Below are 14,008 nucleotides of genomic sequence, written 5' to 3'. Positions count from 1 at the left end.
TCAGGCCTCCGCGGGTGCGGAGGACGCGGTGGGGTCCCCACCAGGCGCCGGCGGATCGGTGGGCGTCGGCTCGACGGCCGGCGGTGGCGGCTCGGACGCAGGCTCGGTGGTGGGCGAGGGGTCCGGCGAGGGAGGTGGGGGCGTGGTGGGGTCTGGGGTGGGGTCGGGAGTCGGTTCGGGTGCAGGCGGCGGGGTGGTCGGCTGCACGACGGGCGGCGCCGGAGTGGGCACCGGGGCCGGGCTCGGAGCTTGGCTCACGGGAACGGTGGGGCTCGGGGAGGGGCTCGACGGCGGGAAGGGCGCGGGCGGCGTCGGACCGACCGGGCTCGTCCCGGGCTTCTGCGCGGACGCCGGTGCCTGCGAGGACGGCGCGGGCGAGGACCCTGCGCCTGCCGGTGCTCCGCCGGGTGCTTCCTCCGCTGTCGGGGCTTCGGGCCGTGCGGCCTCCGAGGCCTTGCTCGTGCTGCGGCTCGTGCCGTCGGCAGGAGACTCTTCCGCGGCCTTGGGCTTGTCCTCCGATGCGGCGTCCTTGACCCCTGCCCGCTCCAGGAAGGTCTGGCCCTCGTCCGGGGCCAGGGGTCCGACGGGCCCTTCGCTCGCGCTCCCACCGGGCTCGGGGGTTGCACTCGGCGTCGCCGGTGCAGCTACCGGCTTCTCGGCGGCCTCGGCCCGGGGGTCCCCCGCCAGCGCCGAAATGGCAGGAAACAGGTTCGGGGCGTTCGTCGCACTGGCTGTCGCGACGCCCAGCAACGCCACGGCTGCAGCGATGGCCCCCACCCGGATCCCCAGCCGCTTGTTCGGCGCCATGGACACCGGGCCGTGACGGGGCGCCGTGGCCGGCCGCCGGGCGGAGGGCAGGGAGAAACCAGCGGCATTGGTGCGGGCGGCGGGTACTCCGCTCCCCTGCACCGCACTGCCGACCTCCTGGTCCGCGGCGCCTGCCGCGGCCGGGTCCTGGTCGGAGGCATCCTCGAGGGCCGCCGTCGCGAAGGCCGCGCCGAGGGCCACGGAGGCCTTGGGGTCGAGGTCGATGGCCAGAGGGCGGTTGAATTCGTCGGAGAGCAGCTGAGCCACCAGCGGGATGCGCGACGATCCGCCGATCAGCAGGATGGCGGTCAGGTCCTCCGGGCCGACCTCCGCACTCTCGAGGGCCGAGCGCAGGGTGTCGACCGTCTCCGCGAGCGCGGGTTCGATCATCGCCTCGAATTCCGACCGCACCAGCCGTACCTGCGAGTGCACTCCGGGAATCATCACCGAGACCGTCGCCTCGGAGTCCGACGAAAGGGCTTCCTTCGCTTCGGCACACTCCCGGCGCAGCCGGTTGAGGGCGGCAAGGACCTCGGGAGCGGACGGATCGAGGTCCGCCGGGGAGATCTTCGCGCTGGCCAGGACGCTGTGGAAGACCTCCTGGTCGAAGTCCGCGCCGCCGAGGCGCTCGAGGCCCTGAGGAACCCCCAGGACCGTGAAGGAATCGGCGTCGGCCTTCCGGACCACCGTCGCATCGAAGGTCCCGCCGCCGAGGTCGTAGACGGCGAGCGTGCTCCCGCTCGCGACCTGCTCGCGGGAGGCGTACGAGAGCGCTGCGGCCTCGGGCTCGGTCAGCAGCTCGACGTCGTGGATGCCGGCATCCGAGAGCGCTCCCCTGAGGAGGGACTTCCTGTGCTCTCCCCAGCCCACCGGATGGGTCAGGGTGACGACGTCGGGAGATCCGCCCTCCCGCTCGACGGCGACGCCGACCACCCACGAGACGACGGCGGCGAAGAGGTCCTGCGGGAGGACCTCCGTGCCCCCCACCATCAGGGGGACGTCATCGCCCATCCGCCGCTTGAATTCCCGGGTGACACACTCCGGCTGCGCAAGTCCCCTGCGCTCCGCCGCCTCTCCGACCAGGCGTGTCCCGTCGTCACCGATGAAGACGACCGTCGGTATGGCCGATGCGCGGCTGCCCAGCGGGAGGATCTGCGGCGCGTTCGGCCCCTGGCCGCCTGTCCGGATGACAGCCGCGGCCGTGAAACTGGTTCCTACATCAATGCTGAGACCGTAACTCATAGTTTCCCCATGTCATGCTCGTCCTTGACCACCAGGGCCCAGCTAACCGGACGGTCACGAGCAAAACGAGAGTAGTCTCGCGCACCCGATACTTGTCTTCCGCGCAGGACTACTTGCCCCCTTCGGCGTCACTTCGCGCAAGGATTTGCAAGCATTCACTCAGGTTCCCCTTTTTATTGCAAGGCTGCGCCCCGGACAGTACAAGCCCTGCCGGGAGCTTCGCTAACCTCTGACGAACTGGCCCGCAGACGCGGGAAGGTCTCACCAGAAAGTAGCCCATGCATTCTTCCTTCAGCCTGCGCGCAGGCCGAGCAGCGGCCGGCGTCGCCCTCACCGCCGTTGCAGTGTCCTCCCTCGCAGCACCTGCGTCGGCGGCACCGCCCACCGTCCTCGCCGATGGGACGGCACTTGCCGGCACGCTCCAGGGCGATGGCGCCTTCACGGCATCCGTGGATGCCCCTGCCGGCTCGAAGGTGAAGTTCAAACTGGACGGCACCTTCCTGGGCCAGGACGACACGGCCCCCTACTCGTTGCCCGTGACCACGGGCGCCGGACCGCATAAGCTCAACGTCCGGTGGGAGACGCCCACGGGACGGGAGGAGGCCACGGTGTCCTTCTCCGTCGGCGCATCCGCGCAGCCCGCGCCTCCCGTGAAACCGGCCGCTCCCGCACCGGCACCCGCGCCTGCTCCTGCGCCGGCACCCGCGCCCGCGCCCGCACCTGCGCCCACGCCCGCACCCGCGCCCGCGCCAGCCGGCGTCGTCCAGGTCTCGACCGCGGCCGGGCTCAAGGCGGCCCTCGCCTCCGCCCTGCCCGGGCAGGTCATCGAACTGCGGGACGGCCGCTACGTGGGGGCCTTCACGGCGTCGGCCTCCGGCACGGCCCAGGCGCCCATCACGCTCCGGGGATCCCGCAGCGCGGTACTCTCCTCCGGATCGATGTCCTCCGGCTACGGCCTGCACGTCACCGGCTCGAACTGGCGCATCAGCGGCCTCTCGGTCGCCTCGTCCAGCAAGGGGATCGTCCTGGACGGATCGAGGAACACGGTCATCGACGGCGTCGACGTCGGCACCATCGGCGCGGAGGCCGTGCACTTCCGCTCGGGCAGCTCCGACGGCGCCGTCCTCAACTCGTCCATCCACGACACCGGGCTCACGCAGCCCGAGTACGGCGAGGGCATCTACCTCGGCAGTGCCAAGAGCAACTGGGTGGGCGGCGCACCGGACCGGTCCGACCGCATCACGGTGCGCGGCAACCGCATCACCAACACGGCCGCCGAGGGCATCGATATCAAGGAAGGGACCACGGGCGGCATCATCGCAGGCAACGTGTTCACCAACGCGGGCTCCTCGGGCGAGAACTACGCCGACTCCTGGATCGATGTGAAGGGCAACGGCTACCGGGTCGAGGGCAACTCGGGCACCGGCACCAGGCTCGATGCCTTCCAGGTGCATGCGGCCCTGGACGGCTGGGGAACCGGGAACGTGTTCACCGGGAACTCCGTGCAGGGTGGTGTCCCGGGCTACGAGGTCTGGGTCCAGTCGGCAGGCCTCGGCACGACGATCACGTGCACGCCGAGCGGTGCGGCGCGCGGGTTGAGCAACATCGCCTGCCGGTAGCGGCACGGCGAAGCACGAAGGCCCGGGCGGGACGATTCCCACCCGGGCCTTCGTGCGTCCGGTCGAGCTAGAGCGCGAGCGTCGGGGCCTCGTCGCGGACGTCGGAGGCGAGCTCCACCGTCGCCGCCTGGGCGGGACGGCCGAGCGCCCGGTACTGCCAGCCCTTGGCGGTGTACTCGTTGGCGTTCAGGGCGTGGCGTCCGTCGAGGATGCGCCGGTGGTTCACCAGGGCGCCGAGCGTGTCCGGATCCGCGTTCCTGAACTCGGACCACTCGGTGAGCAGCGCGACGACGTCGGCCTTCTCCACCGCCTCGGCCATGGAGCCGACGTAGTTGAGGTCCGGGTAGGCACGGTGCGCGTTCGCGTTGGCCTCCGGATCGTACACGGAGACGATCGCACCCTCGAGGTACAGCAGGCGTGCGACGTCCAGGGCCGGAGCGTCGCGGACGTCGTCGGAGTTGGGCTTGAACGCGGCACCCAGGGCGGCCACGCGGACACCGGCCAGGCTGCCGCCGGCCAGCTCGCGGATGAGGTCCACGGTGCGCACGCGGCGGCGGTTGTTGATGGAATCCACCTCGCCGAGGAAGCTCACGGCCTGCCCGACACCCAGCTCTTCCGCGCGGTGCTTGAACGCCCGGATGTCCTTCGGGAGGCAGCCGCCGCCGAAGCCGAGGCCCGGCTTGAGGAAGCGGCCGCCGATGCGGTCGTCCAGGCTCAGGGCCTTCGCCAGCTGGTTCACGTCGGCGCCGGTCGCCTCGCAGATCTCCGCCATGGCGTTGATGAAGGAGATCTTCGTGGCGAGGAAGGAGTTCGCGGCCACCTTCACGAGCTCCGACGTCGCGAGGTCGGCGACGATCACCGGCGTGTCGAGGTCGAGGATGGGCTTGAAGACCCTGCGGAGCTGGTCCTCGGCCCACTCGGAGCTGACGCCGAAGACCAGGCGGTCCGGGAACAGCGTGTCCTGCACGGCGAAGCCCTCGCGGAGGAACTCGGGATTCCAGGCGAGCTCGAGCTCCGTGCCGAGCGGGGAGAGCGACTGCACCATGGACGTGATGCGGGCCGCCGTACCGATGGGAACGGTCGACTTCCCGACGAGCAGGGCCTTCCGGTCGATGCGCGTGGCGAGCGCGGTGAACGCGGCTTCGACGTAGCGGAGATCGGCGGCCGAGGAATTGGGTGCCTGGGGTGTTCCCACGCAGACGAAGTGGACGTCGCCGAAGGCGGCGGCCTCGTCGAAGTCGGTGCTGAACCGGAGGCGGCCGGAGGCGAGGGCTTCCTCGAGCTTCTCGGGCAGCCCCGGCTCGAAGAACGGCACCTTGCCGGCGGACAGCATGTCGATCTTGCGCTGGTCGACGTCGACGCCGAGGACGTCGAAGCCCATGATGGCCATGCAGACGGCGTGGGTGGCCCCGAGGTAGCCGGTGCCGATGACCGTCACCCGGGGTGCGGGCTGGTCGTTCTCGTGGGAAATGCTCATCGTGTGTCCTCTTTTGGGGTAGGGGATAGCGCGGATTGTCAGGGGAGGTGCAATGCGGGGTAGGTGGTGGGGTCAGCCGGAGGTGCAGGGTTCGTTGGACAGGCCTTCTCCGGCGTCGGAGGCCGTGTTGCTGCATTCGACGACGTTGTCGCGCACGGGCTTCAGGGAGTAGCCGAGGCCAGGTCCGTTGACCTGGGCGACGTTGTCCCGGAAGACGTTCTCGGTGCCCCAGCCGTCAACGATCTCGTGGGTCTGGAAGCCGTCCTGGGGTGAATCGGCACCGGTGTTCTCCTCGATCACCCAGCCGCGGCCCTTCACGTCCACCCAGGAGTCCGCCTCGATGATCCCGGAGCCGTTGAAGCTGTTGGCCCGCAGGACGCCGTCGGAGGTGCCCTCCTTGATGTCGACGTTCTCCGAGGTGGTCCCGGAGATGGTGTTCCCGGAGATCTCGTTGCGGTCGCTGCGATCGGGCTCGCAGTTGCTGATGTCGCACCAGTTGCTCTCGGCCGTGCCGATGTAGATGCCCTCACCGAACTTGGGCTTCCGCAGGCCGGTGTCGCTGATGGTGTTCCCGATGACCTGGTTGTCGGTGCTGAATTTCCGCAGGTGGATCGCCTCGTCGCCGATGGTCGTGACGGTGAGACCGGAGATGACGGTGTTGGTGCTCTGGTCCACCATGACCCCCTTCTGGCCGTTGCGGACGGTGAATCCCTGCAGTACCCAGTAGGAGGAGTCCTCCAGGTGGAACACGTAGCCGTCGTCCGTGGTGCCGCCGTCGAGGATGCTCTCCGCGTTGCCGCAGAGCATGATGGGCTGCTCGGCCGTGCCGGCCGCGGCGGCCGTGAAGTTGCCCGTGTACACGCCGGCCCCGAGGCCGATCACGTCGCCGGGCTGGGCGGCGTCGAGCGCGTTCTCGAGCTCGGTCGAGTTCGCCACCCGGACGGTCGGCTCAGGGCACTCGACGGGCGTGGCCACCGGTCCGGGCGCCGGTTCGGCCTCCTGGCTGGTCTGCGGCGCGGGCTCCTGCTCGTCCCGCGCGGAGCCCTTCCCGTCCGTCCGGTTCAGGGCCACCACCACGACGACGGCGGCGACGACGAGCGCGACGACCGCGAGGACCAGCGCGGTGATCCCGCTGCGGCGCGTCACTGGGCCTTCCGGACGTCGTCGATGCGGACGATTCCCCGGCTGAGGGCCGTCAGCGGGACGCGCTCCTCGTAGGGGTTGCGGATGGTCCGCACGCGGAGGTGCCGCTTCCGGGTGAAGGCGGTGGCGACGAGCAGGGCTCCGAGGATCAGCCAGACGAAGGTCAGCGGCTGGAAGACGGAGTTCATGACGCTGTGGACGGTGGGAGCGGGATGCCAGTTCAGCAGTTCGTTCTCCTCGACCAGGGCGCCCGTGGAGGTCTCGTCCCAGATGGCCACGGTTCCGTAGCCGCCCACGTTGTTGCCGGTGACCTCGGTACCGGGGACGTTGCCCAGCAGCGAGATGCCGTGACCGGACAGGGAGGTCATGGTGTTCCCGGTGACCGTGGCGGTGGCGTCACGGACGTACACGCCGGTGTCGCCGCCGGAGATGGTGTTGCGGCGGATGTCCGCGTTGGCGCCGGCGTCCCGCACGGCGATGCCCTGCCGGCGCTGGTCGCGGATCTCGTTGTCGATGATGTGCACGCTCTCGGCCGCGTAGTTGACCACGACACCCACCTCGTTGCCGCGGATGGTGTTGCCCGTCAGGCGCAGGTTGTTGCCGCCGCTGAGCTCGACGCCGTAGCGCCCGTTGTCGGCGAGGGTGCTCTTCAGCACGCGGTTCCCGCCATAGGTGACCACGGCGGTCCCGACGGCGTTCGGGCCGTCCGCGAGCGGCTGGCCGTCGAGCGAGATGCCGTTCCGGCCGTTGCCGCTCGCCGTGACCTCCAGCAGGTCCACCCGCGTGCTGGAGCGGCCCACGGTGATGCCGTCCACCGCGTTGTCCGAGGAGGTCGTCGCGGTGATCGTCGCGTCCTTGACGGAGCGGTGCAGCACGAGGCCGTCCACCAGGCTTCCGGTGATGGCGGTGTCGCGGATGGCGACATCCCGTGCGTTGGTGACGAACAGGCCGAAGGCGTTGTCCTTCACGGTCAGGTTGTCGATGCCGGCGGTGACCACGCTGTAGTCGAGCTCCGTCTGGTCCCCGAGGGACTGCAGGTCCGCCTCCGGCAGCAGCCGGGCGCCCGCGGGGGCCACGGGCTCCGGCGTCGCCGGGGCGTCCTGGAACGTACCGGCCGTGTCCGTCCCGGTGAGGGCGAGGCCGCCCGTGTTGCCGCTCCAGAAGCCGAGCGAGGAGACGGTCGCGTGGGAGAACGAGGCGTGCCCGCCGATCACGCGGACGTAGGCGCGTCCGTCGGAGGTGTCGGTGTCCGCTCCGGAGCCGTCCCAGCTGGTGATCGCGACGTCGGACTCCTCCGTGCCGGCGATCGTGAGCGAGCCGCCGAGCGCCACGACGGACACGAAGGCGTCCTCGTTGCTCTGCATCCGGACCGTGATGCCCTCTCCCCCGGCGAACGAGAGCGTGGCGCCGGGCAGCACCACGATGTTCTCGGTGAGCATGTAGGTGGACGACGCCAGCTGCTTGAAGGTGTCCGGGGCGAGCTGGAGCAGGTCCGCCGTCGTGTACGGCTCCGTGCGTGCCGGCAGCACGAGCGTGTTCGTGGCTCCGGTGTGGAGGCGGTAGGGCCCCTCGAGCCCGTCCACGCGCCAGCGCGCGGCGGAGGCGATGGTCCGGACGTAGACGAGGCGTTCCTCCTCGCTCTGGACGATGCGCGCCTCGCTGCGGGGATCCCCCGTGTAGAGCTCCCCCTGCACGTTCCCGTTCGCGGCGATCTCGTTGCGTCCGACGGCGTCCGCCTCGGACTTCTTCCAGACGTTCCCGGCCGCGATGAATCCGGCCCCGACGAGGGCGATGAAGACGAGCGCGAGGAGGCTGAGGAGGATCGGTTTACGGTTCGTCATGCCACGGCCTCCTGTTCGTTCCGGGCGTCGTCGGTCTTGGACTCGAGGCTCACGGCGTCCTGGCCGTCGCCGCCGATCTGGTCCGCATGACGCGTCAGCCAGCCCTGCTTGTTCATGGTGGCGAAGGCGTAGAGCTTGATGGGCAGCGCCACGAGGATCACGGCGAAGGCGAGGACCGGGAGGATCAGGATGTCCTGCGGGTGGCGGCGGAGGTGGGAGATGCCGCGGATGCCGCGGCCGAGGAGCAGCCAGCACAGCGCGGCGGCGACGCCGAGCACCGTGAAGTCCAGGCGGTTGAAGATGAGGTAGAACATGGTCAGGCCCATGGTCACCGGCGTCAGCAGGATCTGCAGGACGGTGATCTTGGTGATGAAGGGGACGCGCCACAGCCACCCGGTGCCGATGGCCGTGAGGTAGCAGCGGTAGGAGTTGCGGCTCCAGCGGATGCGCTGCTTGACGAAGGCCCGGAAGCTGGCGGGGAACATCGAGAGGGCACGCGCGGTGGACTGGTGGACCGTCTTGTAGCCGGAGGCGAGGACCAGCCAGGTCAGGCGGCCGTCGTCGCCCGAGATGCAGCGCTTGCCGAGGAAGTACTCGTTCTCGAGGTGCTCGAGGACGGGCATCACGGCGGAGCGGCGGTAGACGGCCGTCCTGCCGGAGATGCAGGGTACGGCGCCCGCGGCGCCCATCGCGGGCACGTAGTCGAGGTAGCGCAGGTTCACGAGCCAGTCGGCCACGCGGCGCCAGACGCTCGTCTCCCGCTTGTAGACGGTCTGGTGGGTTCCCACGGCTCCCACGAGCGGATCGATGAACGGCATCTGGACGTTCTGCAGCAGGTCCGGCTGCCACCACGTGTCCGAGTCGGTCAGGACCAGGATGTCGTACTTGGCCAGGCGGATCCCCGCCCCGAGCGCGGACCGCTTGCCCACGTGGTGGAAGAGGATCGGCTTGATCGTGGGGTCCTGCAGCGCCTCGATCCGGGCGTAGGCGTCGAGGTCCTCGACGTCGAGCACGATGATGATCTCGTCCGGGTGCTGGGAGCGCCATGACTCGAGGGCGCTCATCAGGATGTCCGGGTCCTCGTGGAAGGACGGCACCACCACGGACGTCGTCGTCCGGTAGTTGGTCACGATCGGCTTCGCCCGGTGCGAGAGGATGAACCGGTACAGCCAGAGCCCCCACACGATCGCGCCGGCCACGGCGACGGGGAAGTAGGGCGAGACCTCGGCCCAGAAGGCGCTGACGTCCGTCCAGTCGAGGCTGGAGGTCCAGGCGGACAACTGGGAGCCGAGGACATCGAGTCCGACGTCGAGGGTCGAGCCGGTGGTGGCTGCTAACGGAAATGGGTGCACGGGTGTCCTCGGGCAGAATGGAGCGGCTGGTGGACTGCACGTCAGCGGGCATGATGCGCCAGGCTGAAGCTTCGCAGTCGGGCTGCGGAGCGGCGGGCGCATGGTCGCTGAAAGAACATCAGCAACCTTCTGAATCGACACTAGGGCAGCCGCCCGGCGAGCTCATTACTCGAATATCCCGGCCGCTCCACTTGGACGCAGAGCCCCGCTTACTCTGATGGAAGACCGGGCGGCGACGCGTCCGCGGCCCGGCCGGCCAGGGTCCCGAGCGCGGCACGGATGCGCGGCGGCGGACGCCGACCAGCCCCTGACTAGGCCCTTTGCCGGCAACGCGGAGTGACCTGGCAGCCGGCAGGCAGGAGCGCCGGGGCGGAGCGAGTAGTTCCTGCGCTACTGCCCGGCGGAGGCCCCGGCCGGTGCTCCCGGCCCCGGGGAGAAAAAGTCAGGTGTAACAGAGCTCACCTCGACCGGAACGTGCTAGCGGGGTTCCGCCCCCCACCCGGTCGGGAGGAGCTACTCCCCCAGGACCTCGGCGGCTTCCATCCACTGCGCCTCGAGGTCCTCGATCTCCACCTGCAGCTCCTGCAGGCGCGTGTTGAGGCCCGCGATGTGCTCGAAGTCGGCGTCCGCCTTCGCGCCGGCGTCGTTCATCTGCTGCTGCAGCTTGCCCTTCTGGGCGTCCACCTTCGTGATCTGCCGTTCGATCCGCGCGAGGTCCTTGCGGGCCTGCCGCAGCTCCGCCTCCGACGAGCCGCCCGTGGAACCGCCGCTGATGGCGGGCGAGGCCGCGCTCCCGGTGGCCGTCATGGGGCCCGCGGCGTTGCGCAGCTCGAGGTACTGGTCCACGCCGCCGGGCAGGTCCCGCAGCCGTCCGTCGCCGAGCAGGGCCATCTGGGTGTCCGTGACGCGCTCGAGCAGGTAGCGGTCGTGGGAGACCACCACGAGGGTGCCCGGCCAGCCGTCCAGGACGTCCTCGATCGCGGACAGCGTGTCGGTGTCGAGGTCGTTGGTGGGCTCGTCGAGCATCAGGACGTTCGGCTCGCCGACGAGCAGCCGGAGGAGCTGCAGGCGCCGTCGCTCGCCGCCGGAGAGCTCGCTGACCCGCGTCCACTGCTTCTCGTTGGTGAAGCCGAGCTGCTCCACGAGCTGGCTCGCGGACACCTCCTTGCCGCCGACCGCGAAGACCCGCTTCTCCGACTCGATGACCTCGATGACCCGGCTGTCGGAGACGTCGTCGAGCTCGCGGACCTCCTGCGAGAGCACGGCCGTCTGGACGGTCTTGCCCTTCTTCACCTTGCCCGAGGTGGGCTGCAGCTCGCCGTTGAGCAGCCGCAGCAGGGTGGTCTTGCCCGAGCCGTTGACGCCCACGAGCCCGAGGCGCTGACCCGGGGCGAGCCGCAACGTGATCTTGTCGAACAGCTGCCGTTCGGAGCCCTCGCCGTCGTCGATGGTCAGGCTGACGTCCTCGAGGTCGAGCACGTCCTTGCCGAGCCGGGACATCGCCATCTTGCTGAGCGCGAGGGAGTCACGCGGCTCGGGGACGTCGGCGATGAGCTCGTTCGCCGCCTCGATGCGGAACTTCGGCTTCGCGGTGCGTGCCGGAGCGCCGCGCCGGAGCCAGGCGAGTTCCTTCTTGACGAGCTGCACGCGCTTGGACTCGATCACCGAGTTCATGCGGTCCCGCTCGGCGCGTGCGAGGACGTAGGCGGCGTACCCGCCGTCGAAGTCGTCGACGACGGCGTCGTGCACCTCCCAGGTGTGGTTGCAGACCTCGTCGAGGAACCAGCGGTCGTGGGTCACCACGAGGAGACCGCCCTCGGTGGCCCGCCAGCGCTGCTGGAGGTGCCGCGCCAGCCAGGCGACCCCCTCGACGTCGAGGTGGTTGGTGGGCTCGTCGAGCATGATGACGTCGTCGTCGCCGATGAGGAGCTTGGCGAGGGCCACCCGGCGCTTCTGCCCGCCGGAGAGCGAGGACACCTTCGCGTGCCAGTCGACCTCCGAGACCAGCCCGCCCATGACGTCGCGGATCTTCGGGTTCGAGGCCCACTCGTGGTCCGCCTGGTCGCCGACGATGGCCTGCCCCACCTCGAGGTCGCCGTCGAGCACGTCCGACTGATCGAGGTAGCCGACGGCGACGTCGCGGCGCTTGGTGACGCGGCCGTCGTCGGGCGTCATGCGCTGGGCGAGGAGGCGCATGAGGGTGGACTTGCCGTCACCGTTGCGCCCCACCATGCCGATGCGGTCGCCGTCCTCGAGTCCGAGGGACACGTTGTCCAGGATGGTGCGGGTGACGAAGGCGACGCTGAGGTTTTCCGCGCCGAGGAGGTGTGCCAAGGGGATGCTGCTTTCGGTTGGAGCGGTGGTGGGTCAGCCCGCGGGGTCGGTCGCGATGCGGGCGCCGTGGGCCGGGCCGTGCACGGACATCGCCTGGAGTCCCTCACTGGTGAGGAGCGACTCCAGTTCGGCCGCGTGGCCGGAGCTCTTGGTGAGGAAGGCGATGGTGGGACCGGAACCGGACACGATGCCGGCGAGTGCACCGGCGGCCTTCCCCAGGTCAAGGATATCGCCCAGGGCGGGAGCGAGCTCGAGCGAGGCCTGCTGCAGGTCGTTGTGCAGCAGCGGGGCCAGGCCCAGCGCGTCCCCGGCGCGCATGGCACCGAGGATCGCCGGATCGATGGACGGCTGGGGGTCGGGCTCCACGCCGTCGCGCAGGCGGATCTCGTCGAGCCTGCGGTACACCTCCGGTGTGGACAGCCCGTAGTCGGAGGTCACCAGGACCCAGTGCAGGGGCGTCTTCGAGATGGCCGGGGTGAGCCGGTCCCCCACGCCGAGGCCGACGGCGGTGCCGCCGACGAGGGCGAACGGGACGTCGGCGCCGAGGTCGACGGCGATCTTGGCCAGTTCGTCCCGGGAGAAGCCGCTGCCCCAGAGGGCGTCGCAGGCGAGCAGGGCCGCGGCGGCATCCGCCGATCCGCCGCCCATGCCCCCGGAGATGGGGACGCGCTTGGTGATGTCGAGGTGCACGCCGGTGCGGCCGGGGCTCACCTCGGCGAGGAGTTCGGCGGCACGCACCGCGAGGTTCGTCCGGTCGAGCGGGATGGACTCGGCGGGCAGGTTGAGCGTGCCCTGGCCGTTGACCGTCACGCTGATGCCCTCGACGGCCGTCTCGGTGGCCGTGACCTCCTCGTACAGGGAGACGGCGAGGAAGACGCTGGCGATCCCGTGGTAGCCGTCCTCGCGGGGCGGGCCGACCATGAGCGAGACGTTGATCTTGCCGGGGGCCCTGACGCGCACCGAACGGGCGCCGGAGCGCATGTCGACTGTTCTGCCCGAGACCATACCCTCCAACCTAGCCCACCGTTCCCCTGCGCCGTTCAGCTCGCGCCGGGGGCGCCCGCCGCTTGCACCCGGGCTTCCGCGATGCGGGCGAAGGCGACGACGTCGAGCACCTCGCCGCGGGCGGTGGGATCCACGCCCGCCGCACGCAGCGCCTGCTCCGCCAGCACGGGCGAACCCGCCCAGCCCGCGAGCGCGGCCCGCAGGGTCTTCCGGCGCTGGGCGAAGGCGGCGTCGATCACGGCGAACACCTGCTCGCGCGTGGCGGTGGTGGCCGGGGGTTCGCGGCGCGTGAAGCGGACCAGGCCCGAGGCGATCTTCGGGGCGGGCCAGAACACGTTCATGCCGATGATGCCGGCCTTGGACATGCTCGAGTACCAGGCCGCCTTGACCGACGGGACGCCGTACGTCTTCGAGCCGGGAGGGGCTGCCAGCCGGTCCGCCACCTCGTCCTGCACCATCACGAGGCCGTGGCGGAGGGAGGGGAAGCGTTCGAGGAGGTTGAGGACCACCGGGACGGCGACGTTGTAGGGCAGGTTGGCCACGAGCGCCGTGGGGTCCTGCGGCAGCTCGGTGACGCGCAGGGCGTCCCCGAGGACGACGTCGAGGGAGGCTGCGCGCTCCGGCCGCCACTGGGCGATGGTGCTCGGCAGCTTCCTCGCGAGCACGGGATCGATCTCGACCGCGACCACCCGCTCGGCGGCGTCGAGCAGGCCGAGCGTGAGGGACCCGAGGCCGGGGCCCACCTCGAGGACCGTCTCGTCCGTCCCGAGGTTCGCCGCGGCGACGATCCGGCGGATGGTGTTGCCGTCGATCACGAAGTTCTGCCCGAGGGTCTTGGTGGGGCGGATGTCCACCTCGGCTGCGAGGCGCCGGATGTCGGCGGCTCCGAAGAGGGGTGCGGGCGGGCCGGCGGCAGGGGGCGTTGTCACCCCGTCATCGTATCGGTCCTGCCGGAAGGACCTGTCGCGCGCCCGCGTCCGCCTCCTCCAGCCTGTGAGCGTTCCCGGGAGTCGGCGACGCCGGGTGGAAGCCCTGGTCTCAGGAGGGCTTCCGGCGCCGCCGACCCACTCGGGGGCAGAGTCCCTGCTGGGGGGAGGGACTCTGCCGGACGCACCGCCGTCTTCCGGTCTCAAGAGAAGGACGGTACTGGGAGGGCGGGCCGGCCACAGCACGATGGCGGGCGGACCG

The 14,008-nt window shown here is 70.5% G+C and carries 9 protein-coding genes; 1 reads left to right on the top strand and 8 read right to left on the bottom strand.

The window, feature by feature from the left end; all coding sequences use genetic code 11:
- Positions 1 to 2,049 (bottom strand): Hsp70 family protein, encoded by a 2,049-nt coding sequence (locus ACIQCY_RS15100; RefSeq protein ID WP_400484715.1) that lies wholly within the window; start codon positions 2,047 to 2,049, stop codon positions 1 to 3.
- A 278-nt stretch (positions 2,050 to 2,327) separates the two neighbouring features.
- Here ACIQCY_RS15100 and ACIQCY_RS15095 point away from each other — a divergent pair, with 278 nt between their 5' ends.
- The gene (locus ACIQCY_RS15095; protein ID WP_400484714.1) at positions 2,328 to 3,668 is read left to right on the top strand and encodes a right-handed parallel beta-helix repeat-containing protein; all 1,341 of its coding nucleotides are present in this window, start codon (positions 2,328 to 2,330) and stop codon (positions 3,666 to 3,668) included.
- A gap of 67 nt (positions 3,669 to 3,735) precedes the next feature.
- Here ACIQCY_RS15095 and ACIQCY_RS15090 read toward each other — a convergent pair whose 3' ends face one another.
- The 7 genes from ACIQCY_RS15090 to rsmA all read right to left on the bottom strand — a co-directional run bounded on the left by ACIQCY_RS15090 (position 3,736) and on the right by rsmA (position 13,749).
- Entirely contained in the window at positions 3,736 to 5,145 is a 1,410-nt protein-coding gene (locus ACIQCY_RS15090; protein WP_400484713.1) for a UDP-glucose dehydrogenase family protein, read from the bottom strand.
- A 72-nt stretch (positions 5,146 to 5,217) separates the two neighbouring features.
- Complete coding sequence (locus ACIQCY_RS15085) at positions 5,218 to 6,291, bottom strand: nitrous oxide reductase family maturation protein NosD (protein ID WP_400484712.1); 1,074 nt, start codon at positions 6,289 to 6,291, stop codon at positions 5,218 to 5,220.
- Positions 6,288 to 8,129, bottom strand: coding sequence for a nitrous oxide reductase family maturation protein NosD (locus ACIQCY_RS15080; RefSeq protein ID WP_400484711.1), 1,842 nt, complete (start codon positions 8,127 to 8,129; stop codon positions 6,288 to 6,290). The genes ACIQCY_RS15085 and ACIQCY_RS15080 overlap by 4 nt, the downstream gene beginning before the upstream one ends.
- Positions 8,126 to 9,481 carry a glycosyltransferase gene (locus tag ACIQCY_RS15075; protein WP_400484710.1) on the bottom strand — a complete coding sequence of 452 codons (1,356 nt, stop codon included), beginning with the start codon at positions 9,479 to 9,481 and terminating at the stop codon, positions 8,126 to 8,128. Before ACIQCY_RS15075 ends, ACIQCY_RS15080 begins: the two co-directional genes overlap by 4 nt.
- Positions 9,482 to 9,994: 513 nt before the next feature.
- Positions 9,995 to 11,815, bottom strand: a complete 1,821-nt coding sequence (locus ACIQCY_RS15070; protein WP_400484709.1) for an ABC-F family ATP-binding cassette domain-containing protein — start codon at positions 11,813 to 11,815, stop codon at positions 9,995 to 9,997.
- A gap of 33 nt (positions 11,816 to 11,848) precedes the next feature.
- Entirely contained in the window at positions 11,849 to 12,796 is a 948-nt protein-coding gene (locus ACIQCY_RS15065) for a 4-(cytidine 5'-diphospho)-2-C-methyl-D-erythritol kinase (protein ID WP_400484708.1), read from the bottom strand.
- A gap of 59 nt (positions 12,797 to 12,855) precedes the next feature.
- Positions 12,856 to 13,749, bottom strand: coding sequence for a 16S rRNA (adenine(1518)-N(6)/adenine(1519)-N(6))-dimethyltransferase RsmA (gene rsmA, locus ACIQCY_RS15060; protein WP_400484707.1), 894 nt, complete (start codon positions 13,747 to 13,749; stop codon positions 12,856 to 12,858).
- Positions 13,750 to 14,008 lie beyond the last annotated feature (259 nt).

This window comes from Arthrobacter sp. NPDC092385, assembly GCF_044755105.1.
In the GTDB taxonomy this organism is placed as follows: Bacteria; Actinomycetota; Actinomycetes; order Actinomycetales; family Micrococcaceae; genus Arthrobacter_D.
Note: the sequence above shows the minus strand (reverse complement) of the source record. Positions and strands in the feature narration are given on the sequence as shown.